General features: G+C 60.8%; 21 protein-coding genes and 2 pseudogenes. 12 read left to right on the forward strand and 11 right to left on the reverse strand.

The window, feature by feature from the left end; all coding sequences use genetic code 11:
- The 5 genes from mhpD to AWB70_RS20900 all read left to right on the forward strand — a co-directional run bounded on the left by mhpD (window position 1) and on the right by AWB70_RS20900 (window position 4,850).
- On the forward strand, window positions 1-798 hold the full coding sequence (gene mhpD / locus AWB70_RS20880) for a 2-keto-4-pentenoate hydratase (RefSeq protein ID WP_053572446.1): 798 nt from the start codon (window positions 1-3) through the stop codon (window positions 796-798).
- Window positions 795-1,562: a 2-keto-4-pentenoate hydratase gene (locus AWB70_RS20885; RefSeq protein ID WP_053572447.1), complete on the forward strand. Its 768-nt coding sequence runs from the start codon at window positions 795-797 to the stop codon at window positions 1,560-1,562. The genes mhpD and AWB70_RS20885 overlap by 4 nt, the downstream gene beginning before the upstream one ends.
- Before the next feature lie 232 nt (window positions 1,563-1,794).
- Window positions 1,795-2,757: an acetaldehyde dehydrogenase (acetylating) gene (locus AWB70_RS20890; RefSeq protein WP_053572448.1), complete on the forward strand. Its 963-nt coding sequence runs from the start codon at window positions 1,795-1,797 to the stop codon at window positions 2,755-2,757.
- Window positions 2,754-3,803, forward strand: a complete 1,050-nt coding sequence (gene dmpG, locus AWB70_RS20895) for a 4-hydroxy-2-oxovalerate aldolase (protein WP_053572449.1) — start codon at window positions 2,754-2,756, stop codon at window positions 3,801-3,803. The genes AWB70_RS20890 and dmpG overlap by 4 nt, the downstream gene beginning before the upstream one ends.
- 249 nt (window positions 3,804-4,052) lie before the next feature.
- A complete protein-coding gene (locus AWB70_RS20900) occupies window positions 4,053-4,850 on the forward strand; it encodes an MBL fold metallo-hydrolase (protein ID WP_235024307.1) in 798 nt (265 codons plus the stop codon).
- A gap of 833 nt (window positions 4,851-5,683) precedes the next feature.
- On the opposite strand, the gene AWB70_RS20905 is transcribed toward AWB70_RS20900, so the two are convergent.
- Window positions 5,684-5,869, reverse strand: coding sequence for a hypothetical protein (locus AWB70_RS20905; RefSeq protein ID WP_053572451.1), 186 nt, complete (start codon window positions 5,867-5,869; stop codon window positions 5,684-5,686).
- A 180-nt stretch (window positions 5,870-6,049) separates the two neighbouring features.
- Between AWB70_RS20905 and AWB70_RS20910 the strand changes: the two genes are divergently transcribed.
- A complete protein-coding gene (locus AWB70_RS20910) occupies window positions 6,050-6,424 on the forward strand; it encodes a sensory rhodopsin transducer (RefSeq protein WP_053572452.1) in 375 nt (124 codons plus the stop codon).
- 77 nt (window positions 6,425-6,501) lie between these two features.
- Window positions 6,502-6,918 carry a low affinity iron permease family protein gene (locus tag AWB70_RS20915; protein ID WP_053572453.1) on the forward strand — a complete coding sequence of 139 codons (417 nt, stop codon included), beginning with the start codon at window positions 6,502-6,504 and terminating at the stop codon, window positions 6,916-6,918.
- A gap of 45 nt (window positions 6,919-6,963) precedes the next feature.
- On the opposite strand, the pseudogene AWB70_RS20920 reads toward AWB70_RS20915, so the two are convergent.
- Window positions 6,964-7,551, reverse strand: a pseudogene (locus AWB70_RS20920) (MipA/OmpV family protein); the annotation flags it as partial.
- Between AWB70_RS20920 and AWB70_RS38370 the strand changes: the two are divergent.
- A pseudogene (locus AWB70_RS38370) lies at window positions 7,523-7,633 on the forward strand (MipA/OmpV family protein); the annotation flags it as partial. The pseudogenes AWB70_RS20920 and AWB70_RS38370 sit on opposite strands and share 29 nt — an antisense overlap.
- Before the next feature lie 53 nt (window positions 7,634-7,686).
- Here the strand turns inward: AWB70_RS38370 and AWB70_RS20925 are convergent.
- From AWB70_RS20925 to AWB70_RS20970, 9 genes are all read right to left on the reverse strand, one after another.
- The gene (locus tag AWB70_RS20925) at window positions 7,687-8,193 is read right to left on the reverse strand and encodes a DUF2127 domain-containing protein (protein WP_053572454.1); all 507 of its coding nucleotides are present in this window, start codon (window positions 8,191-8,193) and stop codon (window positions 7,687-7,689) included.
- Between the two features lie 75 nt (window positions 8,194-8,268).
- Window positions 8,269-8,586 carry an ABC-type transport auxiliary lipoprotein family protein gene (locus AWB70_RS20930; protein ID WP_053572455.1) on the reverse strand — a complete coding sequence of 106 codons (318 nt, stop codon included), beginning with the start codon at window positions 8,584-8,586 and terminating at the stop codon, window positions 8,269-8,271.
- A gap of 354 nt (window positions 8,587-8,940) precedes the next feature.
- A complete protein-coding gene (locus AWB70_RS20940) occupies window positions 8,941-10,716 on the reverse strand; it encodes a glycoside hydrolase family 15 protein (RefSeq protein WP_053572456.1) in 1,776 nt (591 codons plus the stop codon).
- Between the two features lie 5 nt (window positions 10,717-10,721).
- The gene (locus tag AWB70_RS20945) at window positions 10,722-11,723 is read right to left on the reverse strand and encodes an SDR family oxidoreductase (protein ID WP_053572457.1); all 1,002 of its coding nucleotides are present in this window, start codon (window positions 11,721-11,723) and stop codon (window positions 10,722-10,724) included.
- Entirely contained in the window at window positions 11,720-13,378 is a 1,659-nt protein-coding gene (locus tag AWB70_RS20950; RefSeq protein WP_374730248.1) for a GMC family oxidoreductase, read from the reverse strand. Before AWB70_RS20950 ends, AWB70_RS20945 begins: the two co-directional genes overlap by 4 nt.
- A complete protein-coding gene (locus AWB70_RS20955; protein ID WP_053572459.1) occupies window positions 13,368-14,015 on the reverse strand; it encodes a gluconate 2-dehydrogenase subunit 3 family protein in 648 nt (215 codons plus the stop codon). The genes AWB70_RS20950 and AWB70_RS20955 overlap by 11 nt, the downstream gene beginning before the upstream one ends.
- Window positions 14,012-14,929: a hypothetical protein gene (locus AWB70_RS20960; RefSeq protein WP_053572460.1), complete on the reverse strand. Its 918-nt coding sequence runs from the start codon at window positions 14,927-14,929 to the stop codon at window positions 14,012-14,014. Before AWB70_RS20960 ends, AWB70_RS20955 begins: the two co-directional genes overlap by 4 nt.
- 34 nt (window positions 14,930-14,963) lie before the next feature.
- A complete protein-coding gene (locus AWB70_RS20965) occupies window positions 14,964-16,070 on the reverse strand; it encodes an enolase C-terminal domain-like protein (RefSeq protein WP_053572461.1) in 1,107 nt (368 codons plus the stop codon).
- A 13-nt stretch (window positions 16,071-16,083) separates the two neighbouring features.
- Window positions 16,084-17,880, reverse strand: a complete 1,797-nt coding sequence (locus tag AWB70_RS20970) for a thiamine pyrophosphate-requiring protein (RefSeq protein ID WP_053572462.1) — start codon at window positions 17,878-17,880, stop codon at window positions 16,084-16,086.
- 850 nt (window positions 17,881-18,730) lie between these two features.
- Between AWB70_RS20970 and coxB the strand changes: the two genes are divergently transcribed.
- Genes coxB through AWB70_RS20995 form a run of 4 tightly spaced genes read left to right on the forward strand, consistent with a single transcriptional unit; the run spans window position 18,731 to window position 24,203 of the window.
- Window positions 18,731-19,786, forward strand: a complete 1,056-nt coding sequence (coxB, locus tag AWB70_RS20980) for a cytochrome c oxidase subunit II (RefSeq protein ID WP_053572604.1) — start codon at window positions 18,731-18,733, stop codon at window positions 19,784-19,786.
- Between the two features lie 10 nt (window positions 19,787-19,796).
- A complete protein-coding gene (gene ctaD, locus AWB70_RS20985) occupies window positions 19,797-22,397 on the forward strand; it encodes a cytochrome c oxidase subunit I (RefSeq protein ID WP_053572463.1) in 2,601 nt (866 codons plus the stop codon).
- Window positions 22,397-22,876 (forward strand): hypothetical protein, encoded by a 480-nt coding sequence (locus AWB70_RS20990; RefSeq protein ID WP_053572464.1) that lies wholly within the window; start codon window positions 22,397-22,399, stop codon window positions 22,874-22,876. The genes ctaD and AWB70_RS20990 overlap by 1 nt, the downstream gene beginning before the upstream one ends.
- 1 nt (window position 22,877) lies before the next feature.
- The gene (locus AWB70_RS20995; RefSeq protein ID WP_053572465.1) at window positions 22,878-24,203 is read left to right on the forward strand and encodes a c-type cytochrome; all 1,326 of its coding nucleotides are present in this window, start codon (window positions 22,878-22,880) and stop codon (window positions 24,201-24,203) included.
- Window positions 24,204-24,493 lie beyond the last annotated feature (290 nt).

A 24,493-nucleotide genomic window follows, 5' to 3' on the forward strand; every position in this document is an offset into this window, starting at 1 on the left:
ATGGACACTCAACAGGCTGCGGCCGCGCTGCGCGATGCAGCAGCGAGAGGTAGATATATCGCCCCATTGCGTGAGACATATGAGCAATTGGGCATCGAGGACGCTTACGCGATTCAGCGTATCAATACGGATCATCAACTTGCCGATGGTCGACGGCTCGTCGGGTGCAAGATTGGCTTGACTTCGTTGACTGTGCAAAAGCAGCTCGGGGTCGACCAGCCGGACTTTGGCATGTTGTTTGACCACATGGGTTATGGCGATGGGGAACCGATTCCCGCTGCGATTCTCCACCAACCGAGGATCGAGGCGGAGATCGCTTTCGTCATGGGTCACGATATTGCAATGCCGAATCCGGGCCACCACGAGGTTCTGAATGCAATCGAGTACGCCCTGCCCGCACTCGAAATCGTCGGTAGCCGCATCGCCGACTGGAACATCCGCATCACCGACACGATCGCTGACAACGCATCGTCTTGCGCGTACGTGCTGGGCAGCACTCCGCGCAAACTCTCAAGTTTCGATTTGCGTCTTTGCGGGATGTCGATGGAACGGCGGGGCAGTCTCGTTTCGGTAGGTGCAGGAGCCGCATGCCTGGGCAACCCTCTTAATGGGGTTGTTTGGCTTGCCCGAACGATGGCCGCGCTTGGCACGCCGCTAAAGGCGGGCGATCTGGTCCTGTCAGGCGCGCTGGGGCCCATGGTCGGCGTCACGCCCGGCGACGTCTTCGAGGCACGCATAAACGGCCTCGGCTCTGTGCGCGCAGTTTTCGATCATGACCTGAAGAAGGCACATCAATGAGCAATGCTATTGAATATGCGATGCTGCTCGATGAGGCGGCACTGAATGCGACAGAAGTCTCGCAGTTCGACCCGGGAGGACGTCTGTCGCTCGATATGGCGTATTCCATCCAGGCCGCCTCGATTCAACGGCGCGTCGAACGCGGCCATCGGCGCGTAGGTGTAAAGATGGGCTTCACCAGCCGTGCCAAAATGGTTCAGATGGGCTTGTCCGATGTAATCTGGGGGCGATTGACGGCTGATATGCAGATCGAAGAGGGCACGGAAATCGATCTCTCGCGGTTTGTGCATCCGCGCGTTGAGCCGGAAATCGCGTTTATTCTGAAGCAATCGCTTCCGGGCGATGTCACGGGCCCGCAAGCGTTGGCCGCAGTGGAGGCTATCGCTCCTGCGCTGGAGATCATCGACTCGCGATACAAAGACTTCAAGTTTTCGCTACCCGAAGTGATTGCGGACAACGCATCATCTAGCGGCTTCGTAATCGGTGCCTGGCGCGACCCACACATCGACTTTTCCAACCTTGGGCTCACCCTAAACATCGATGGACGCGTCGTACAAGTCGGATCAACCGCTGCTTTGCTGGGCCATCCCCTGCGCTCACTGGTAGCCGCGGCGCGTGTTTCCGCTCAAGCGGGCGAGCCGCTGCAGGCAGGATGGGTTGTGATGGCCGGCGGTGCGACTCCCGCGGAATGGATCAAACCCGGACAGCATGTATCGGTCGACATGGAACAGCTGGGCGGCGCAAGTTTCGAAACCAAGGAGTGAGGCGACGCCCCCATTCTGGTTATGCGAATTCTAGAACCCGCCGAGCGCCGACCAAAGCGCTAATTAGATCTGCGGCAGCCGAACCGGGACGCCTGATTCCGCAAGCGGGGGCGCAAGTGCTCGACAACTGAAGTTACTCGATGACCGGGCGGCGCAGCGGTAGCGTCTTCGAGGGCGGCACTGAGGATGGACGGTGATCGACGCTGTCCGGAAGTTACATTTGGAGTCACACATGAACGACAAGGTGAAAGTCGCCATCATTGGGCCGGGCAATATCGGAACGGACCTCATGATAAAGGTAATGCGCAACAGCAAACACTTGCAGATGGGTGCTATGGTCGGCGTCGATCCCAGGTCAGAAGGCCTGGCTCGTGCTGCACGAATGGAGGTGGCGACGACCGCAGAGGGCATCGAGGGTCTGCTGAGACTCGATGTGTTCAAGGAAATTGACATCGTATTTGATGCGACGTCAGCAAGCGCGCACAGGCACCACAATGACATCCTGCAGGATCATGGCATTCAGGTAATCGACCTGACTCCTGCCGCGATTGGCCCGTATGTGATTCCGGCGATCAATCTTGAGGACGAGAACGCGACGAATATGAATATGGTCACGTGCGGCGGCCAGGCCACCATTCCGATCGTCGCCGCGGTCTCTCGTGTTGCGAAGATCCACTACGCGGAGATCGTAGCTTCGATTTCCAGCCAATCTGCGGGGCCAGGCACACGCGCAAATATTGACGAATTTACCGAGACGACGCGCGCCGCAATCGAAAAGTTGGGCGGTGCCGCACGCGGTAAAGCGATCATCGTACTCAATCCGGCGGAGCCGCCATTGGTGATGCGCGACACCGTTTTTGTACTGTCGGAAAAGGCGGATCCGGAAGCTATTGAGGCAAGCATCACCGAGATGGTCCAAAAAGTACAGGAGTACGTTCCGGGATACCGCCTTAAGCAGTCGGTGCAGTTTGACGTGATCTCGCCTGACATGCCGCTCAACGTGCCGGGCCTTGGATTAAGGCACGGCCTGAGGACATCAGTGTTTCTCGAGGTGGAAGGCGCTGCTCACTATCTTCCTTCGTATGCAGGCAATCTCGACATCATGACGTCAGCGGCACTCGCCTGCGGTGACATGATGGCACAGCGCCGGATCGCCGCCGGCATCGCGCGGGCTTACAAGGAGACGACGCAATGACCTCAACTGACAAAAGACTCTACATTTCCGACGTTACGCTGCGCGATGGCAGTCATGCGATCCGTCACCAATACAGCGTTGCCCACGTAAAAGCGATCGCTGCGGCGCTCGATGCTGCTGGGGTCGACAGCATCGAGGTTGCCCACGGCGACGGTATGGAAGGATCAAGTTTCAACTATGGATTCGGCGCTCACAGCGACGTCGAATGGATCGCCGCCGCAGCCGAAAGCGTCAAGACCGCGAAAATTGCCACGCTGCTGATCCCAGGCATCGGCACTACGCACGATCTGCGCCATGCCTTCGATGCAGGTGCACGGGTGGTACGCGTGGCGACCCATTGCACGGAAGCCGATGTATCCCGCCAGCACCTCGAATTTGCGCGGAAGCTTGGGATGGACGCAGTCGGCTTTCTCATGATGAGCCATATGACTACGCCCGAGAAGCTTGCCGAACAGGCGAAGCTGATGGAAAGTTTCGGCGCGACGTGTGTGTACGTTGTTGATTCTGGCGGTGCGCTGGGCATGAACGATGTACGAGATCGGTTTCGCGCATTCAAGGACGCTCTGAGCGCAGATACTCAAACTGGCATGCATGCTCATCACAATCTGAGCCTCGGCGTGGCGAATTCGCTGGTTGCAGTGGAAGAGGGGTGCGACCGCGTCGATGCAAGCCTGGCAGGCATGGGTGCGGGTGCGGGCAATGCGCCGCTTGAAGTTTTCATTGCGGCGGCTCAGCGGCAAGGCTGGAATCATGGATGCGACTTGTACCGACTCATGGACGCTGCCGACGATCTCGTCCGTCCGCTGCAGGACCGGCCGGTACGTGTCGACCGCGAAACGCTTGCGCTCGGCTATGCTGGCGTTTACTCCAGCTTCTTGCGTCATGCGGAATTTGCGGCCAACAAATACGGTCTGAAGACCGTCGATATTTTAGTTGAGCTAGGCAGGCGAAAAATGGTGGGCGGTCAGGAAGACATGATTGTCGATGTCGCTTTGGATCTGCTTAAGAGCAGGTCCGAGCAAGCCGTGGGTCAAGCGTCGGCATAAGTAAAGCAGGGTGATCGTCGTGGCGGCGTCATTGCCGCCCACGGTCTTTATCGCACCGTCACACCGTGGCCTTGACCTACTTCAACACTTTTCCGCTGCGTGATCATGCAAAGACTACTGGCCTGCCATCAGCATCAGCCCCTCGCGTACCAATTGCAAATCGGCACTGTCAAGATCACTATAATCGCCGAGTCAGTGGGACCCCTGTTGCGATGGCAGGAACTCTATCCCGACGCCACAGAGCAATCGATGGCGTCATCCAATACGTCGGCTCATCGCAACCTATACGACGCCCACAGCGGTCGGCTTGTCATCGCCATACAGGCTTTCCTCATAGAAAGCGACGGTATAAGGCTACTGGTGGACACGTGTGTTGGCGACTGCAAGCAAAGAGCGCGACCCGAGTTCAATCACGCCGGATTCGGCTGGCTTGATAGACTTCACGCAGCTGGCGTCAGCGTCCACGATGTTGATTTCGTGCTGGCCACTCATCTGCACGTTGACCATGTCGGGTGCAATACGTACTTCGAAGACGGGAGGTGGCGGCCCACGTTTCCTGGGGCGCGCTACCTCTTCGTTAAAGAGGAGTTGGATTTCTGGACAAGTGATTCGGCAAAGTCCCCGCTGGAACGGACGGGAGACTACATCGGAGATAGCATTTTTCCGATCTTCGAGGCGGGACAGGCCGATATCATTGAACATGGACACGTCATCAATTCATCGATCCGCTTGATTCCCCTGCCAGGACACACTCCAGGTCACGTCGGAGTTTGCATTGAAAGCGAGGGCCGACGCGCGGTCATTTCTGGCGATCTATTCCACACCCTGCTTCAATGTGAGAACCCCGACTGGAGCACTAGGTTTTGCGTTGATCCTCAGCAGTCTCGTCAATCCAGACGAGCGTTCTTCGAAGAACACGCTGACACAGAGACTACGATAATACCTGCGCACTTTCCTTACCCCTGTGCGGGCTCAATCCACCGCAACGGCGGTAGCGGTTACGAGTTTCGATTTCTCAGCCCTGAAAAGGTATCCAATATTTTTTAGCTTTTGAATGGAACTCTCGTCACCAGTGTTCGTGAACAGTCCGGATTGAAATGTAAGAGCGTCAGCGCGACTGAGATGCGCGCCGCGGTGTCAGGCTGGTTGAGCGCAAACAAGCATGTATCGGCGACACGAGGCTTGACATAACGCCGTCAAGCAAAGTGCATTTTACATAAACCTAATTAGAGCATTCTAATTAGGATCACTAATTAAAGATCACCTGTGCGGCTGCAGACCGAGCAAGCGACGTTGCATCGATTCATCGCAGGCGTCGGCCTTTGCGCACAGTCGTCGGACCCATCCGTCTGGCACCTTTCCATTCTTGACTGAGAGGGCGAGCGCAGGACTGCGCCTCGTGCGCGACGCGGCGCGAAAGCAAAGACCGGCTGTTCGCGTTACATAAGCCTGAACCACAGCTCAGGCCTGAGAGCGACTTTACTAGTGCGGGCAGTAGCAATCCTGGCGGCGACGCCGTGAAGATTAGCAGTCCGCCAGGCTGCTGACGTGCAATGCGAGCAGATTCCAGGTCCGCCACACTCTTGAAAGTATCGCTCGGCTGGCGCGACAACCAAGCAGGAAAAAGCGAGTTGCAACACTTGCGTCACGCGGGCGCAACAAGCCTGGCGATCGGAAGCTTGTCGACCTGGTTAAAAATGCCGACGTTTGAGTACAGAAGCCTCATGGCGCCGCTAGCGACCGAAAGAGGTCGAAAAACGCATCGAGGAACGCGCTCAATAAACCGAAATTCCTAACGGCTCGGCGGTTAACCAGGAGTTAGCGCTTTCGTTTCTGCCATCGAATCGCTCTCAATCAGCGCTCTTCGACGAAGCACGCTCTTACGAGACAATTGGCACCGCTTCAATCAGCGCAACACCAATCAACGCGCCCAGCACTGCCCCCACCAGCCGCGGATGCCATCGTTCAAGGTGCAGCGTGGCGAATAGCGCCCCGATAAAGATGATTCCTAGCAGCGAGAACATGACGACGAGATATCCCATCTCGAACTGGTTGTTGATCAACATGACCCCTCCCCACTTCATGCTTTACCTAAAGATTCATCATAGTGTGATGTATGCGAAGGGTGAAAGAAGGAGCGGTTTTTGCTTGAACATGTTGATGCACAAGACGATCGATGGCGTGTAAAAGTGCAGGCCGGCAGCAAGCCGTCTTGGCGACGCGCGCGATGAAACTCCGGAGGACGCATGAGTACGATAGGGAAGAACCGTTGGGCGATCGCCGAAGGCTATCTACCGCCTTACAGCAACGGCGACGGACCTGACCTGCAGAGCCACGAGGCCGCGTGCATCCTTAACGCGGGCGAGGAAGACGCGCATATCGAGTTCACCGTGTTCTTCAAGGATCGTGCTCCAGCCGGCCCCTACCACATCACGGTGCCTGCCAAGCGGACGTTGCATATGCGCTTCAACGATCTTCAGGAACCGGAGAGAATACCGACTGGGACCGAATATGCGAGCTACTTCGAGTCGGATGTACCCGTGGTTATTCAGCATACGCGCCTCGATTCTCGGCAATCAGAGCTGGCGTTGTTGACCACGGTTGCATTCGGCAGTGACTGATCCTTTACTGTGCGTCCGATCCGATCGCCACGCATGGTAAAGGAACCTTCTGGGCGGTCGGCTCGCGGAGACTAGAGATGAAAACATCTTGGTTTCTTGCCTTCTCTAATTCGCTCGCTAGACTGGCCGGGCGCTCGTGGACGTTTGTGACGGCTGCAGGCCTCGTGGTCATCTGGGGCGCGTCGGGGCCTTTGTTTCACTTTAGTGATACCTGGCAACTGGTGATCAACACGTCCACGACGATCGTTACCTTCCTCATGGTATTCCTGATCCAGAATACCCAGAACCGGGACACGGCGGCCATGCAAATCAAGCTCGACGAGATCATCCGGGCGATCGACACTGCGCACAACGCGTTGCTCGACCTGGAGCAACTCGATCAGAAGGAACTCGCCCATTTTCGGAAGCATTACGAGAGGCTTGCGCAAGAAGCTCGGAGCGATTTACGTTCGTCGAACAGCGGTGCGAATCTTGTCGACCGCGTCGACCAATGAGTCGAGTGACGCACATAATCTTAAGAGCAACGTTGGAGCAAGGCTTCAAAACTCGTAACTGATCGACATATTGCATCCCCCCTCTATCTTGCTCTGTGTGATGGGACTGCTTGCAGCCGTGCCAAGCAGACGTTTGAACGTTCCGTCGGCGGTCATGAACCAGTGCCTGTTCAAGTACCAAACGAGAGTGATGCCGAAACCGGCAGATTTCAGTCCGGCGCTCGCTTCATACTTGCGATAGGCGGATGCCGCGGCTTGTGCCGCATTGACACCGAACCAACCGTTCATGTAGCTGAAGTCCGCGAGAGAGACGGAAGGGCCTGCAAACCAGAAGAAAGACTCGGTGCTGCCCGGCATCGCCATGTAGGCGCCGACATCCGCGATCCAGCGGTTAGCGCCACCGAAGCTTCTCGTGAAAGCGGCGCGAAAAACAAGCGGGAATTCCTTCGATACGACGTAATCGGCGGCAAGCTTCATCTCGGGAGCAGGGTTGATGTTGCCAAGCCCGTTTAACCGCGAAGGATCGTTCTGAGCGCGCCGGCCGAGAGCGTAGACAAGCGCCGCGCTTTTGCGCCAGTTCCGCCCTTGCAGAAGATTCGCTCCGATGCCCTCGCCGGTCGACGCAAAGAAAAGCACGCCGCTGGGAGTGCGCGCCCAGACCCCCTCGCCACTCGGCGAGTGGCAGTACTCAGCCGGCGTCCCGCTGGAAAAGCTACGTTCGCGCGTAGTGGCGGCGCGTTCCCGTCGAACTGCGCGGGCGTCGCATGGTCAGTGTCGTCGGCTCCGCTTACTGCTCATTCGTAGCGTCCGATATTCGAACCACGTCAGTGCGATGACGACGATATCCACTGCCGACAGGATCAGCAGCCAGATGGAGTGAGTGATCGTGAATCGATAGACCTGAAATGCGACGAACGAGGCAAAGAGAGCGAGAGCCACCGGGAAATACCAGAGCTTGCTCTGCAGCAAGCCGGCTATGAGCCACAGCTTGATGACGCCATGTCCGAGAAGGTAGGCCGCCGCAAAACTCTGTGTTCCGACTGACAGATGCTGCGCGCTGCGAAGGAGGAAGCCGGCGATGACATCGTGAGGATCGTCGGCGAATTCATCACAAGTCAACCAGACGACAAACGCCACGAGCGATTGTCGAGACATGAAAAGGGTGGCTGCGCCAGCGATCAGTTCGGGAAGCGCGAAAGCCGCCTTTGCGCACAAGGTCACGGCGAATGCCAGATGCAGATTCTTGCCGCTTGGGCGCGTGTGTCCTGATCGCATTGGAGAACGCTCTAGTTCTTGGCTCGTGGGCTATCGATCCGTTCAGGCCCTCGTATGCGGCATTCGTTCTGACCGCTAGCGTCGCGCGAGAGACGACACGATTTGGTCGGCCAGATCGCCCAACGCGCGACTCAGAGCGGCGGCTATGCCCGCGGCGTCATCGCCTGCATGGGACGCGTGCAGTGACGCGTGCCCGGTAGTTCCAACGACATCCGACGTACGCTGCGCCACGGCCCACGTCGCCTGCAGCGTCAGTTCTCCCTGCGCAGGGATGTCGACATCGATCACCGTGACGACGAGCGCACGCGTTCCTTTTGGCGCCGGCGTGTCAGGAAAGATCAGCGCGCCATCGGGAAGCCGCGTTTGCAAATCGCGCGCGAGCGTGGCCCGCATGAGTTGCGCGAGCGGCGCAGCCCAACGGCACCAGCGCGCGGATGCCGAGCCATCCCGTTACGCCGATAGCCGCGATCGGCACGGCCCAGATCCACCCCGGCCATGCGCTGCGGCGCACGGCCGCTCTGGTGCGCTGCAGCCGCGTGTTTCTCATGGAGCGCTCCCGGCCGCGTCCCACAGCAGACGCGGGTCGAAGGCCCGCGAGGCGAGCGTGAAACCCGCGCAGTTCGACATCGGCCCCGCTCTTTAGACTGCCGACCGCGGCCGTGAAGCGCACGACGTAGCTGACGGTCGGCGCATGCATATCCATGATTGGCCCCCTAAACCATGTGGCTCGCCATAAGGCAAGGTAGGTTACCCGCCGCCACGTTGCAATGTCGGTCCACTCAGGCCGAGCGCCGTGTTGACAATAGCGAGATGGCTGAGCGCCTGGGGGAAATTGCCGGCTAGTTCGCGTCGCTGCGCGTTGTACTGTTCGGAGAGCAGCCCAACGTCGTTGGCGGTGGCGAGCACGCGTTCAAACTGTTGCCGCGCCTCCTCGGTGCGCCCCTGCAGGTTCAGACAGTCGGCCATCCAGCAAGAACAGGCGAGGAACGTCCCCTCGCTAGGCCCACATGGGTTCTTCTTGCTGCGTCGAATGAGTCCGTTTTCGCTCAGTTCCCGGCGGATGCGCTCGATGGTCGATGCCATGCGCGGGTGGTCGGATGGGAGGAAGCCGACGAGCGGCATCAGCAGGAGGCTCGCATCGATTTCTTCGCCGCCGTAGTACTGCGTGAAACTGCCGAGCCCCTCGTTCCAGCCTTCGCGAAACACTTCCTCACGGATGCAATCGCGTAGCCAAGCCGTCCGTTCGACGACCGGCGAAAGGGCGCTTGGCGCGCCGTGATGCTTTAGGAATCGGTCCAGCGCCACCCAGACCATCACGCGCGAATAAGTGTAGTGCCGCGGCTCACCACGCGATTCCCAAATGCCCGCGCCCGGCAAACGCCACACTTTCTCGAGATGCTCGACGATGCGGGTTTCAATCAGGTCCTCCTGATCGGCGCGTGTCAGTCCGCCGCGCCGCGCGACGTCGAGGCAGTCGATCACTTCCCCTAGCACGTCGAGTTGATGCTGATGCGCCGCTGCATTGCCGACTCGCACGGGCTTCGCATACCGATGCCCCGGCAGCCAGTCGACGCTCCACTCGCGCAAGTGACGCCCGCCGTCCACCCGATACATGATCCGGCTGCGCTCCGGCGCGGACCCGATGGTGCGCAATAGCCAGTCGCGCCAGGCTCCCGCTTCTTCGTGATACCCGGCGTTGAGCAGCGCGACCATCGCAAAGCTGGTATCGCGCAGCCACGCATAGCGATAGTCCCAGTTGAGCCGCCCGCCCGGCGCTTCGGGCAGCGATGTCGTCGACGCGGCGACGATCGCGCCGGTGCGGCGATGGATGAGCGCCTTGAGCGTCAGCAGCGACCGGCGGACCGCCGCTGGCCACGCAGTGCGGCTGTCGTCGAATCTGGCGATCCAGTCCCGCCAGAAGCGTTGCGTCGAGCGCAGCGCGGCCAGGGCGTCGAATGCCTTCGGCTCCGGGTCATGCGTGTGGCCGTAGCTCATTGTGAACGCCACCGATTCGGCCGGCGCGACGTTGAACGCAGCGAGCATCGCTCCGTCGCATACCTTTATTTCGACGTTTGCTCGCAACACCACGCGATCCGGCCCGGTGCGCGCGTGCATCGCGCCATCGATGCGTTCGATCAGCGGCTCAATCTCGCCGTAGTTGAAGCGCAGTCGCAGCTCCGAGCGCATCTCGACAACGCCGCGCAAGCCCGTCACGATCCGCACGACCGCACTCGGGCCGTCGCCGATGGGCATGAAGTCGGTCACGCGTGCTGCGCCGCCATCGACTTCGAAGTCGGATTCGAGGACCAGGGTGTCATGCCGATAAGAACGCGTCTTGCGCACGATGCGCGCGGCCGGTGCGATCGTCCAGCAGCCGTTATCGGAAGTGCCGAGAAGCGCCGCGAAGCACGCGTCGCCGTCGAAGCGCGGCCAGCATAGCCAGTCGATGGAACCGTCGCGGCTGACGAGTGCAGCTGTATTGCCGTCGCCAATGAGCGCATAGTCCTCTATGGGGCGGCTCATTGCGCTCAGCTCCGCCGTTTGGCGGCAAGGCGCAGCAAGCCCACTGCGCCGATGCCCGCGAGTGCCCAAAAAATCGAGCGATGGCGGTCGGTGAACAGCTCCCAGCTATGCTCTCGCGCTTCGTCGTCGAACCGGCCGTGCGCGCCGAAGTCGCCGGGCACGGGATCGAACAGGTTGCCGGCGGCATTGCGTTCGAGCGGCTCGTCGGTGAGCTGGCCTGCATAGCCCGCATGCGCCAGATATCGGTCGATGAGCGCGGGCGCGATGCGATTCGCGAGAATCGCCTTCACGGTCGAGAAGCCGAGCCACACCTCGCGCCTGCGATGGGTCGCCGCGAAAAAGATCGCGCGGGCGGCGACTTCCGGCTGAAAAATCGGCGCGACGGGCCGGGCGCGCTTGCCCATCTTGTTCATCGCCCAGTCGAACTGCGGCGTGTTCATCGCGGGAAGCTCGACCATCGGGAGATGGACATTCAGCTTGTCGTGGATCAGTTCGGAGCGCAGCGAGTCCGTGAAGCCGCGAATGGCGAACTTCGCGCCGCAATACACGGATTGCAGCGGCACTGAGCGATACGCCAGCGCCGAGCCCACATTGACGATGGTCCCGCGATTGCGCGTACGCATGCGCGAGAGCGCCGACATCATGCCGTGGACCTGACCGAGATACGTGACGCGCGTGCCGCGCTCGATCTCCTCGGCGGTGAGCGCGGAGACGGGCGCGAACGCGGTGGCCATCGCGACGTTGACCCAGACATCGATGGGCCCAAGCGTGTCTTCCACTTGCGATGCCGCCGCGTCGATGGCGCGCGCATCGGCGACATCGGTCGGAATGGCGAGCGCGCGCACGGCGAAGCCCGACTCGATTTGGGCAGCGGCGCGCGTGAGCCGTTCAGCATCGCGCGACAACAGCGCGACGTCATAGCCGTGGCGCGCGAATTCATCGGCAGCCGCGCGCCCGACACCCGCGCCCGCGCCGGTGATGACCGCAATTTTTCGTGTCTCGCTCATCGGAGATCTCCGCGCGCGGCGAGCGCCTCGATGCGGTCGGCGGTGCGCAGCGCGATCGCCTGTATGGTCAGCGAAGGATTCACGCCGCCGACCGTTGGAAAGACGGAGCCGTCGCAAATCCACAAGTTGTCGATGTCCCAGCTTCGGCAATCGGCGTTGACGACGCTCGTCACGGGGTCGTCGCCCATGCGCGCGGTGCCGTTGAGGTGACACGTGTCGTCGGTTTCGCGCCAGACATCGCGCGCGCCGGCTGCTTCGAGCGCGAGGCTCATGAAGTCGAGCGAATGCGCGACGAGCCGCTTGTCGTTATCGCACAGCGAATAAGTCACGCGCGCGACGGGCAGACCGTACTGATCTTTCTCGTCGGCGAGCGTCACGCGGTTGCGCTCTTGCGGCATGGTCTCGCCCACGATCTTCAGCCCCGCCTGATGGTTGTACTTCCGCATCTCATCGAGTAGCTGCTGCCCCCACAGACCTCGCCCGTTTTGCGTCGATGCCCACGCCACCGGCAGCGGTCCCTGGCTCATGTAGCAATAGCCGCCGAAGAAGTCCTTGCCCTTGTCCTCGTAATTCCAGTGCTCGGTCAGCGCAAGCGACGGCGGCCCCTTGTACCAGCGCACTTCTTCGTCCATCGTGCCCCACGCGGCCTGATTGGTCTGCACCATCAGATTCTTGCCGACGAGACCGGAGCGATTGGCGAGGCCATCGGGAAAGCGGTCTGTCGCCGAGTTGAGCAACAGGCGCGGCGTTTCGATCGCATATCCCGCGACCACGACGTTGCGCGCGCGCTGGAACTGCCAGCGTCCTTCGCGGAAGTATTCGACGCCGGTCGTGCGCCCATCGTCGCCCATGACGATGCGGCCCACCATCGCGAGGTCGCGAATCTCCGCGCCGGCGCGAACCGCGCGCGGTATCCAGGTGACGAGCGCGCTTTGCTTCGCGTTGGTGGCACAGCCGGAGACGCAGAAGCCGCGATAGACGCACGGATGCGCCTCGCCGCGCGGCGCGGAGACGGTTGCGAGCGGCGTTGGAGACCAGTCGATGCCGAGCGCTTCGCAGCCTCGCGCCAGCACGAGCGCCGCCGCGTTCAGCTCATGCGCGCGATACGGATAGCGCGGCCGCTTTGGCCCCCACGGATAGTTGACCGGCCCGGCGATCTTGAGCGCTTCTTCGACTTCGCCGTAGTAGCGCCACATCTCGCGCCAGTCGATCGGCCAGTCCGCGCCGTAGCCGAGCAGCGTGCGCGACTTGAGCCATTCCGGCCGAAAGCGCAGCGAGACCATCGCGAAGTGCACGGTGCTCCCGCCGACTGCCTTGCCGCTGTTGTTGTTGCCGAGCTTGAGCGGATTGTCGCCGTCGCAAATGCGCTCGTCAGTCCAGAAGAGCTTGCCCTGATGCGTCTCGTCGGATGCGAACTCCTCGAGCGGACGCCACCACGCGCCGGCATCGAACGCGACGACCTTGAAGCCTTTTTCCGCGAGACGGCAGGCAAGCGTGCCGCCGCCCGCGCCCGTGCCGACAATCGCAAAGTCCACCGCTTCGTCTTGTGGATACTCGCGCATCGGAATCCATGCGCCGGGATGGATTACGTCGGGCGCGCGTCCGTTCTTGCCGCGCGGGACATGTTGGGCGTCGTTCGGCGAATCAGCGGACACGGCGATTCTCCTTCTGCGCGGCTTCCTCATGGCCGGGTTTCGCTTCGGCGGCTTCCCAAGGGTCGCGCCTGTTCGCAACCATGCGCACGTAGCCGCGCGGATTGGCCGGCCCGGCGAAGCCGATCTCGCTCCACACATGCGGATGCGCGTAGTACAACCCGCAGATGTCGTGCAGCACGCGCTCCGCGAAGAAGAGCGAAGGCGGCATGCCTTTCCATTCGGCGTGGTCGAGCTTGCCTTGCTGCATATCGAGGAGAAGCGCATGGCGCGCATCATCGTCTATGCTCCCGAACGGCAGTTCATGACGCGCACGGCTCTCCGCATCCATCGCGCGAAGGCCGATGCGCCACGCATCGCGCATGGGCGGCAGACGCGCATCGCGATAGCCGTCGCCGGTGTTCTTCTCGAGACGTGCGTCGACGAGGGCGGCGACGGGCACGGCGGGCCTTTGCTGATCCTGTGGCACGATGCACGCGCACAGTGCGCAGAGTGCTCGCCACTCGCCTGCATCGAAGAAGCGGGGATCCTTCGGCGTCGCAAGCCGTTCGTCGATGACATTTCGCGTGACCTCGTCCCATGACGGGGTGTCGCGCTTGGTCATCACGTCATAGCCGGGATAGCGGGGCAGGTGCTTCATTTCTTCTCGGTCTCCCGAAGACGCAGCGCCGCGAGTCCCGCGAGTGCGAGCGCTGAAAAACTCGGCGGTGCGGGCAGCGGCGGTCCGTTGAACAGATTCTGGCTCCAGTTGCGCCATCCGCCACGCGCGCGCGCCACGCCGCGTGCATGAAAGCCGACACCGATGAACCCGAGCGCCGTCGTCACGCGCAGCCAGAGCCGCGTGAACCCGTGTTCGCGCGGACGGGCGAGCGCGGCATCGACGAGCAGCGCCGATGCGACCGGCGGGATGACGATCGGCGCGTACATGGCCGGGTTCTGGAACGCGCCGCGGAAGTGCAGCAGCGCGACTTCGCCGAGCGTGCCGAGTAGTCCGGCGCTCGTGACGAGCGCGAGCGCCTGTCCCGCCGGCATGCCGAAAAGACGCGGCTCATGTGCGGGTTCGTCGCGCAGCCGTTCGGATACCGCGCCGAGCGCGCCGGAGAGCAGCAACGCCATCGGCGCGCCGATCGGCGCCGCATAGAAGAGGTTGTGCCAGCTCCATCCACCGGGGCGCTTCGTAATGTTGTACAGATGAAACCCCGTCCCGGCGATACCGGCGAGCGCCGCGCCGACATAGACCGCATTGCGCACCGGATGACGCGCCGGCTCACGATCGGAGCCACCGTGGAGGCCGGCGAAGAGCGATAGTGTGGAGACGATGAGCGGCGTGTACATCGCGGGATTGTCGAAGGAGCCGCGATAGTGCTCCATTGCGCTGTCCGTGAGCACGGAAAGCGCGAGTAGCGCCGAGCTGCGGTGGAACGTGCGCGCCGTACTGATGTGTGTCTGTACCGGCGAGCGCTGCGCCTTCTGTCCGCCAAGCCGCGCGAGCGCAAGTCCCGCCGCAGCGATCCCGCAGCCGATGGCGATATCGAATGTTCTGGTTTGCGTCATGTCTCGATTCGTTCGGTTCGATGTTTCCCTTATCTCACGCCGCATACCGATGTGCGTCCGCATGCTTGAAGTCAAGACCGCAACCGGGCCTTGACCAGTCCGGCGAGATGGCGCCGTCGCGCGCGCGCGGTGCACCATCAAAAAGTATCGATTCGATGCGCACGTGGTCGTGGAACCATTCCTGATGCCGAAGACGCGGCGCGGCGCAGGCCACGTGTAAATGCAACGCGGGCGCACAGTGCGCTGAGAGCGGCACATGGAACGCATCGCAAAGCGTCGCCGCCCGTAGAAAGCCGGTGATGCCACCGCATCGCGTGACATCGACCTGAAGCACATCCACGGCATTACTGGCAAGCAATCGGAGCGAGTCATCGAGCGTGTAGCTGTATTCGCCTGCGGCTAGCTCCATATGCACGGGCAGCGCGTCGCGCAATGATGCAAGCCCGCCAGTATCGTCCGATGACACCGGTTCTTCGAACCACTCGACGCCGTATTGCGCGAACCGCTCGGCATAGAAAAGCGCTTGCTTCCGATCCAGAGCCCCGTTTGCGTCGATGAAGAGCCCGGCGCCGTCCCCAATGGCTTCGCGCGCGACGGATACGCGGTGCGGATCACGCGATGGCTGCGTGCCAACCTTGATTTTGACCCAGCGGCAGCCGGCTTCGTGCACCCAGTCAGCGAGCTGATCGCGAATCTGGTCGTCGGTATAGGTCGTGAAGCCGCCGCTGCCGTAAAGTGGCACTTCGCTGCGAACGGCGCCTAACAGACGGGCGAGTGGCATGTCGAGCAGCCGGGCCTTCACGTCCCACAGTGCGCAGTCGAGCGCCGAAATCGCGCATGCCGCAATACCTGAGCGGCCGATGTTGCGCACGCGCTGCTGCATGCGTATCCAAAGGGCGTCGACGTTCCATGCGTCTTCGCCGACGAGCGTCGAGGCGAGCGTCGATTCGATGAAGGCGGCCGTGGTCGCGTCGTTATACGTGTAGCCGATGCCGATCTTGCCGGCCGCGGTGACTTCCACGACGACAAGCGTCGTGGATTGCCAGGCGAAAGTACCATCGGCTTCCGGCTGGTCTGTCGGGATGGTGTAGGCGCGGGCCCGAATCGCTTCGACCGGCGCCTCCCGTTTTGTGAGGTGCATGGCGAAGCCCCGGTTACTTGTCCTTATGCCCGGGAAGCACCGCACCCAGCACCTGTTTCGCGGTATCAACGATGATGTTGCCTTCGTCCGGATCCCCTTCGAAGAGCGTCGTGGCGAACGCTTTGGCCTGCTGCAGGGTAATGTGCGGTGGCAGCGGTGGAATGTTGGGATCCGATTTCACCTCGATCACAACGGGGCGGTCTGAACCCAACGCTTCATCCCACGCTGCGCCCATGCGCTCGGCGTTGTCGACATAGAGACCCCGCAGCCCGATCAATTCAGCAAAGCGGTGGTATGGCACCGACGGAATGTCTTGCGACGCCTCGAACTTCGGGTCGCCGTTCATCACGCGTTGTTCCCATGTAACCTGATTCAGGTCATCATTGTGAAGCACCATGCATATCCAGCGCGGATCGGACCATCGCTTCCAGTACTTCGCGACCGTGATGAGTTCCGCCATATTGTTCATTTGCATCGCGCCGTCACCGACCAGTGCGATGACCGGCCGCTCAGGGTGTGCGAATTTTGCCGAGATCGCATAGGGGACGGCCGCGCCCATGGACGCGAGCCCCCCGGAGAGCGAACACATCATGCCGCGCTTGACTTTGAGATCGCGTGCGTACCAGTTTGCGCATGATCCAGAGTCACTGGTTACGATGGCGTTGGGCGGCACGCGCGGCGATAGCTCCCAAACCGTGCGCTGCGGGTTGACGCCGGTCGTTCCCGACGCCAGCGCACGCTTCTTAAGTTTCTTCCACCACTCAGTCATCCATCCTTCGATACCCTCCCGCCATGCTCGGTCCGTCTTCTGTTCGAGCAACGGCAACAGCGCGCGCAACGTCTCCGCGCTATCGCCGACAAGATTGACCTCCATCGGATAGCGTATTGACAGCATGTCCGCCTTGATGTCGATCTGTACCCCGCGCGCCGCGCCTTCCTTCGGGAGGAACTCCGAGTAGGGAAAGCCCGAGCCAATCATCAGCAACGTGTCACATTCGGTCATCAGCTTATAGCTCGGCTCCGTCCCGAGCAGACCAATTGAGCCGGTCACGTAAGGCAGATCGTCGGGCAGCGCGGCTTTGCCCAGTAGCGCTTTTGCGACGCCTGCGCCAAGTTTCTCCGCGACCGCGATCACTTCATCGGTCGCCCGCAATGCGCCCGCGCCGACCAGGATTGCCACCTTCTTGCCAGCGTTGAGGACTTCTGCGGCGCGTTGCAGATCATCTGCGTAGGGGATCGTCTTGGGCGCGCGATAACCTACCCCCGAATGCAGGGTTCCGTGCTTTCGCGGCGGTGGCTCGTATTTGAGTTCCTGCAAATCATTCGGGAACACGAGTGCCGCGACTTTTCGCTCGCCTAGCGCAGTGCGGATAGCCCGATCAACAAGATGACGAACCTGCGCGGGCACACTTGCTTGTTGGATGAAAGCGCCCGCAACGTCCTTGAACATCGACTGAAGGTCGACTTCCTGTTGATAATGGCCACCGAGTGACGCCCGAGCTTGTTGACCGGCGATGGCAAGCACAGGCATATGATCCAGTCGCGCATCGTAAAGGCCTGCGAGGAGGTGGGCTGCACCCGGTCCTGATGTCGCCAGACACACGCCGAGCTCGCCAGTGAACTTCGCGTGCGCTGAAGCCATGAAGGCAGCCATTTCCTCATGCCGCGTCTGAATGAATTCGATCTTGCCTTCTGCGCGGTTCAACGCCCCGAGGATGCCGTTGATGCCATCTCCCGGATAGCCAAAGACGCGGCGCACGCCCCATGCGTGCAAGCGGTCGACCAAGAAATCGCCGACAGTGGTGGACATGGTTTGCTCCAAGGGTTGCAGCGAGGGGGGTGGTGACTATGGTTATAGTCGATATATCACAACGTGATGCAATGACCGTGCCGCGCTGTGGGACTGGCTAACGGTTCGTCTGCATGAGGTTTACGGTTAGGTCTCTGCGAATCCGCTCGAACTCGCTGACGTGGTCCAGATGTAGGGCGGCGAGCTTATACAGGCACCGCTCGCCCTTACGGGTGAGATGCACCTGCGCATGCCGGCGATCTTTGTTGCCGACCTTACGCACGACGGGTTGCGCGCGCTCGCAGCGAGAGACCCATGCACCGGTGCCATTAGAGGCGGCCCTGCAGACGCTCAGCGAGCTCCCGTCCGTCGCCCAGGAGCGTCCCGACATGCCGTGCACATGAACGAGCCGGGAGTATTGAAGCGGCGTGATCCGGACGAACTGCGTTATCCCTTCCGAGTAACGCAGCAGCGTTCAAAATAAATAGTGAAAGCGCGAGAGTCGCTCCACATCTTTTTTCATCGACATGACAGGCCGTGTACCTTCACGTCGATCGTTCATCACCGGCGTTCCATCGTGCTCGTTCAGGATCTGTCTGAACTGCCGCCAGTTCCAGTCCGACGATCAGCTCGAGCAGACCGTAGAAAACTTTTCAAACGTTTGAAAAAATATCACAATGTGATACATATCCTTGCAATGGCTTTCGTGGAGGCGCGCGGTGGTTTGCTGCGGCTGTCGAGGATAGGAATAAGCGTTGCTCTAGGCAGCGCACGCCGAAGCAACATCATTCAAGCCAACGTAGCGCAGCGAGAGTGCTCAAGCATTTCGGCTTTTTTGATCCGGGCGTTCTTGGGAGATAGCGTGGTGTCAGTGCGCCGTGTTCTCGCGTCGGTTGTGCAGGTTGGAGCCTTCCTCGCCACTGCGCTCTTTCATCTAGGTGCTCTAGCCGCCGGCGCGTCGCCGCGTGAGGCTGAATCGCTGACGGCTGCGTCCACGCCGCTCGCGTATTTTCTGCGCAGCAAGGGGCCCGCCGCACAACCAGTCGTTTATCTCGGTTGGACGCTTACGATCATATGCCTGCTCGTGTGCGTCATCATCGCCGGAATGCTTCTCATCGGCATGTTTCGACGCAGGAAGCCGCAGGACGCGCGAGCGCTCGTCTCGGAAGGAGGGCTGCGTTTGGTCTACGTTGGCTCGGTGCTCTCCACCATCGCGCTCTTTGGCATCGCTGTGTATATGCTTTCTGTGCTCGCGGCGGTCGCCGACCCTTCGAAGACGCCGGGTTTGACTGTGACGGTCACCGCGTACGACTGGTGGTGGAAAGTCGACTATGGGGACGGGGAGAGCCACTTCTCAACCGCCAACGAGTTGCACATCCCGTCAGGCGTGCCCGTGCTCGTGTTGCTGAAAAGCGCCGACGTGATTCACGCTTTCTGGGTGCCGGAACTGGCGGGTAAAACGCAGACGATTCCTGGAACGACGAACCGCCAGTGGATCCAGGCGGACCACCCGGGCATCTTCCGCGGCCAATGCACGCAGTACTGCGGCGTACAGCATGCGCATATGGCGTTCGAGGTGTACGCACAGACGCAGGCTGATTACGACCGGTGGTACGCCGCGCAGATGGCCGCAGCACCTGCACCGTCGACAGCCCAGGCGATCCGAGGAAGGAAGCTCTTCGAAGAACGCTGCGCGGGATGCCACACGGTACGCGGAAGCAAGGCGACCGGGGTTCAGGCGCCGGATCTCACCCACGTGTTGTCGCGTCGGCTGATAGCGGCAGGAAGCGTCGTCAATACACCAGAGAACCTGATCGATTGGATTCAGCACGCTCAGGAAATCAAGCCCGGCACGCTAATGCCCGACATGAAGCTCTCGCCCGTTGAAGCCGGCGATTTGTCGGCCTACGTCGCCACTCTCAAGTAAGGAATAGACGATGGCCGCCATCGGTGATCGAAGCGCTGCGCAGGCCCATCGGGTCGCGTTCCGACGTGAGCCTGAGTTTGGCAGCGTCCCACAGGGGTCGGAGGCCGAGAAGCGCCTGCGTGAAATCTGGGAAGGCGATTCGGGTTGGCGCGGTTTCATTACAACGGTCGATCATAAAAAGATCGGCTTGCGCTACATAGTGACAGCGTTCCTGTTTCTTTTGCTGGGCGGACTTGAAGCGCTTGTTATGCGTTTGCAGCTTGCGCAGCCGAACCAATCACTGGTGACGCCTGGCCAGTTCGCCGAGCTTTTCACGATGCACGGCGTCACGATGATTTTCCTCTATGCGCTTCCGGTGCTCAGCGGCTTCTCGAATTTCCTTTGGCCGCTCATGTTGGGCTCCCGCGACATGGCGTTTCCCCGTCTGAACGCGCTTTCGTATTGGGTCTTTCTCTTTGCCGGGATCTTCCTCTACGGCAGTTTTCCGTTCGGGGAGGCGCCCAACGCCGGCTGGTTCAACTATGTGCCACTTTCATCACTGGAGTACAGCCGTGGAATAAATATCGACGTCTATTCGCTCGGTATGGTGCTGCTCGGTATATCGACGACCGTTGGAGCAGTGAATTTCGTGGTCACCCTTTTCCGCATGCGCGCGGTCGGCATGTCGGTTGACCGGCTGCCGATTATCGTCTGGGGCACGCTGACTATTTCGTTCGCGAATCTTTTTGCAGTGCCGTCGGTGAGTCTCGCGTTCCTGCTGCTGTGGATGGACCGCAATATCGGTACACATTTCTTCGACGTGGCGAGCGACGGCCGGCCACTGCTCTGGCAGCACTTGTTCTGGATGTTCGCGCATCCGTGGGTCTACGTCGTCGTGCTGCCAGCTATGGGCATCGTCTCGGATGCCCTGCCGACGTTTTGCCGTCGTCCCCTCGTCGCTTATGCGGCGGTGGCAATGGCGACTGTCGGTACGATGATCGTTGGTTTCGAAGTGTGGATCCATCACATGTTCGCAACCGGGATCACGCCCCTGGCACTGGCCTTCTTTGGCGCAGCAAGCTTGCTCATTTCGATTCCGAGCGCGGTCGCCGTGTTTGCATGGGTCGCGACGATCTGGACTGGACGTCCTGTCTTCGCCGTACCGTTCCTCTATTTCGCGAGTTTTGTGCTGATGTTCGTCATCGGCGGCGTCTCCGGCGTGATGACGGCCGCAGTGCCGCTCGACTGGCAACTTACCGATACCTACTTTGTCGTCGCGCATCTGCATTATGTGCTGCTCGGTATCAACGTTTTTCCCGTCTTCGGCGGAATCACCTACTGGTTTCCAAAATTCACCGGACGGATGATGAATGAACGGTGGGGCAAGATCGCGTTCTGGATCATCCTCGTGGGGTTCAATCTTGGCTTTTTCCCGATGCACATCTCGGGTTTGCTCGGCATGCCTCGGCGCATCTACACCTATCCTGAAGGCATGGGGTGGGATACGTCGAACCTGATTACGACGATCGGTTCCTTTATTTTTGCGTTAGGCGTTCTTCTCTTTGTGGTGAACGCGCTCGTCTCGGCACGCCGCGGACGTGAAGCGCCCAAGAACCCGTGGGACGCGCCTGGGCTCGAATGGTCGACCGAGTCGCCTCCGGCGCCCTACAACTTTGCGGTATTGCCGGTGATCGAATCGCGGCATCCGATGTGGGAGGATCGCCTGCAGCCGAAGGGGCGGCACTCGAGTCTTTCATCAGGATACTTGCTTCACCGAGGGCGCGAGGCGCTTGGAGTACACCCTTTCAGCGGCAGCCCCGATGTCATTCTCAAGATGCCCGAGGATGCCTGGTCGCCATTCTTTCTCGGACTCTTTGGCGCGCTTGTTTTCGTCGGCGTGTTGCTGCGCTCGCCGTCTTTCACCGTGGTGGCTCTCGCGGCGGCAGGCGCAACGCTCATCGCGTGGATGTGGCCGCGGCGCGCGCTCGCGCAGCGCGAGCCTCCCGGACCAGCGCAGACCGTTCCCGCGAACACCGGCAGAAGCAAGGATGCCCTGCCGGTCGGAAGTGCAGGCGAGCACTCGGGTGGATGGTGGGGCGTGCTGGCACTCGTCGCAACGGAAGCGAGTCTTTTCGGTTACTTGATCTTCTGCTACTTCTACTCACAGTCACAGACGACTCTCCCATGGCCGCCGGAGGGCATGCCGAAAATCGGCACAGGCGCGCTGAGCACCGGCACACTCATCTTGAGCAGCGTGTTCGCGTGGCTGTCCGAGCGAACGCTCAAGCGAAGTAAGCGATGGCCGGCTTTCGGCTGGATGTTGGTCGCTATTGCGCTGGGCGTGACGTTCGCTGGCATGCAGTGGAAGGAGTGGCACGACCATCCGTACGGCATTACCGCTCATCTCTACGGCTCCCTCTACTTCACCATCACGGGCTTTCATATGGCCCACGTCGCAGTCGGACTGGTCATCCTTATTTTGCTCGCGGTCTGGATTGCGTTAGGGTATTTCGACGCAGAACGCAACGCACCGATGCGCATCGGCGGGCTCTATTGGCACTTCGTCGACGTCGTGTGGCTATTCATCTTCACGTCGTTGTATGTGACGCCGTTCTGGATGCGAGGCCACTGATGCAAACGCTCGTTCCCGAGGAGAAGTCTGCGCTCACCCAAAGCGAGAAGCGCCGGCTTGGCCTATGCGCGGGTGCGGGCTTTTTCTTCGCGCCCGGCGCATGGTTGCTTCAAGTGATGGTCTCCGAGACGATCTCCGCCCAAGCCTGCTCGGCTGGATCGATCCCGCGCGTCAAACCTGTCTATCCGAATCTCGATGGATGGTTGTATGGAACGTCGATCGCTGCCTTCGCCGTCGCGGCCATATGCGCGGCACTCGCCGTGTACGGCTTCGTATTCCTAACGCGCAAGCAAAAGCAGCTCAATGAGGAGCGTTCGAACATAGAGTCGTCCGAGAAGCCGTCGCGCGCTGATGAGGAGGTGAGTCGTAAGCGCTTCCTTGCACTGTGCAGCGCGCTGATCGGCTGCGGATTTGTCGTCGGGCTGGTTTTCACGGTTCTTGCCGAAATGTTTTTCCAATCTTGCAGCCAGTGGCATTGACATGAACGCGATCAGAACTCGAGATTGGCTTGTCAATGCGCTCATGATTGTGGCGTTGAGCGCATGCGGCGAACGGTCGACGGATCGCTTATCGGATGGCATCACCGGCCAGTCCCCGTTGACGAACGACCCGAAGCTGATTGCCCGGGGCGAGTATCTTGCAAAAGCCGGCGACTGTAGTGCATGCCACGACGCCGCGGATCACACGCCGCTGGGCGGTGGCATGCCGGTCAACTCGCCGTTTGGTCCGATCTATGCAAGCAACATCACGCCGGACCCGGTGTTCGGTATTGGCCGCTATAGCTTGCGAGATTTCGCCGACGCCTTGCGCGTGGGTAAGCGCCGCGACGGCAAGCGGCTTTATCCGGCAATGCCATATCCGTCGCTCGCGAACATGACGGACGATGACGTGACCGCGCTGTACGCTTATCTGATGCACGGCGTCGCTCCGGCCGCCAAGCGTGCGCCCGAAACGCACTTGCCGTTTCCGTTCAATCAACGTTGGGGCATGCTGTTCTGGAGTCTCGCGTTTGGCAATCACGACCGGTACCAAGAAAATTCCAAACAAACCGCGCAGTGGAACCGAGGCGCGTATCTCGTACAGGGACTTGGACACTGCGGTGCGTGTCACACCCCGCGAGGCCCCGCTTACAACGAACTCGGCTATAGCGAAGCGTCACCATGGTATCTGTCCGGTGGGGTCAACGATCACTGGCTCGCGCCTAACTTGACCGGCGACCCAGGCAGCGGGCTCGGGCGCTGGTCTGCCGACGACATTGTCAAATTCTTGCAAACCGGCCACGGCGCGGGTGCGATCGCGTTTGGCGCCATGGCCCCCGTGGTTGAGGAAAGCACGCAGCATCTGTCCGATGCGGATCTTCAGGCGATCGCCGTATATCTGAAATCACTTCCCGCACAACAGACTTACGGCAGTTTCGCGAACAACGCGCACGCCCGAGTGCAAACCGCACGAAGCATCCGGACCGGTGAAGTGGAGCGCCCTGGCGCCGGTGTCTATCTCTCCTTCTGCGCGCGGTGCCACCAGGCGGACGGACGAGGTCAGCCAGGAAAAGTCGCGGCACTAGCGGGCAATCCGCTGGTGCTGGCCGAAGACCCGACCTCGGTAATGCGCATCGTGATCGAAGGCAGCAAGAGCCCTAAAACGGACACGGGGCCCGCGCCTCAGAAGATGCCCGGCTTTCACGGCAAGCTGACGTCCGCTGAGATCGCCCAGGTCGTGAGCTTTGTTCGCGGCGCATGGGGCAATCATGCCTCGCCCGTTTCCGATCACGAAGTCGAGAGCCTGCGGTCTGCAATACACCAATAAGCAGCCATTGCTCGTTCGGCATTCTGCACACGTTATAGCGCCAACAAAAGGCTGAACGGGAGGCCGAATTGAGATGCGAAAGAGGGAAGCATGTCGATGGCATCTGCGCGAAGAGACGCTTCCCGAGAAACCCGAAAGCCTGTTTGCTCCATTCCTGCTCGGTGCCGCAGCGTATCCAGCGCTGCTGCTGAATGGTGTGTCATAGGCGCGCCTGGTCGATGGACGTCGGCGCGTCCGCCGCGTGAAACGCCGAATAAAAGCGCCTGGCGAGTCTGAGCAACGTCGCGGCG

The sequence above is a fragment of the Caballeronia cordobensis genome (genome assembly GCF_001544575.2).
Classification (GTDB): Bacteria; Pseudomonadota; Gammaproteobacteria; order Burkholderiales; family Burkholderiaceae; genus Caballeronia; species Caballeronia cordobensis.

Bases quoted from the DNA above. Each gene is read 5' to 3' on its own strand.
- mhpD (WP_053572446.1), top strand. From the start codon at position 1: ATGGACACTCAACAGGCTGCGGCCGCGCTGCGCGATGCAGCAGCGAGA.
- AWB70_RS20885 (WP_053572447.1), top strand. From the start codon at position 795: ATGAGCAATGCTATTGAATATGCGATGCTGCTCGATGAGGCGGCACTG.
- AWB70_RS20890 (WP_053572448.1), top strand. From the start codon at position 1,795: ATGAACGACAAGGTGAAAGTCGCCATCATTGGGCCGGGCAATATCGGA.
- dmpG (WP_053572449.1), top strand. From the start codon at position 2,754: ATGACCTCAACTGACAAAAGACTCTACATTTCCGACGTTACGCTGCGC.
- AWB70_RS20900 (WP_235024307.1), top strand. From the start codon at position 4,053: ATGGCGTCATCCAATACGTCGGCTCATCGCAACCTATACGACGCCCAC.
- AWB70_RS20905 (WP_053572451.1), bottom strand. From the start codon at position 5,869: ATGTTGATCAACAACCAGTTCGAGATGGGATATCTCGTCGTCATGTTC.
- AWB70_RS20910 (WP_053572452.1), top strand. From the start codon at position 6,050: ATGAGTACGATAGGGAAGAACCGTTGGGCGATCGCCGAAGGCTATCTA.
- AWB70_RS20915 (WP_053572453.1), top strand. From the start codon at position 6,502: ATGAAAACATCTTGGTTTCTTGCCTTCTCTAATTCGCTCGCTAGACTG.
- AWB70_RS20925 (WP_053572454.1), bottom strand. From the start codon at position 8,193: ATGCGATCAGGACACACGCGCCCAAGCGGCAAGAATCTGCATCTGGCA.
- AWB70_RS20930 (WP_053572455.1), bottom strand. From the start codon at position 8,586: ATGCGGGCCACGCTCGCGCGCGATTTGCAAACGCGGCTTCCCGATGGC.
- AWB70_RS20940 (WP_053572456.1), bottom strand. From the start codon at position 10,716: ATGAGCCGCCCCATAGAGGACTATGCGCTCATTGGCGACGGCAATACA.
- AWB70_RS20945 (WP_053572457.1), bottom strand. From the start codon at position 11,723: ATGAGCGAGACACGAAAAATTGCGGTCATCACCGGCGCGGGCGCGGGT.
- AWB70_RS20955 (WP_053572459.1), bottom strand. From the start codon at position 14,015: ATGAAGCACCTGCCCCGCTATCCCGGCTATGACGTGATGACCAAGCGC.
- AWB70_RS20960 (WP_053572460.1), bottom strand. From the start codon at position 14,929: ATGACGCAAACCAGAACATTCGATATCGCCATCGGCTGCGGGATCGCT.
- AWB70_RS20965 (WP_053572461.1), bottom strand. From the start codon at position 16,070: ATGCACCTCACAAAACGGGAGGCGCCGGTCGAAGCGATTCGGGCCCGC.
- AWB70_RS20970 (WP_053572462.1), bottom strand. From the start codon at position 17,880: ATGTCCACCACTGTCGGCGATTTCTTGGTCGACCGCTTGCACGCATGG.
- ctaD (WP_053572463.1), top strand. From the start codon at position 19,797: ATGGCCGCCATCGGTGATCGAAGCGCTGCGCAGGCCCATCGGGTCGCG.
- AWB70_RS20990 (WP_053572464.1), top strand. From the start codon at position 22,397: ATGCAAACGCTCGTTCCCGAGGAGAAGTCTGCGCTCACCCAAAGCGAG.
- AWB70_RS20995 (WP_053572465.1), top strand. From the start codon at position 22,878: ATGAACGCGATCAGAACTCGAGATTGGCTTGTCAATGCGCTCATGATT.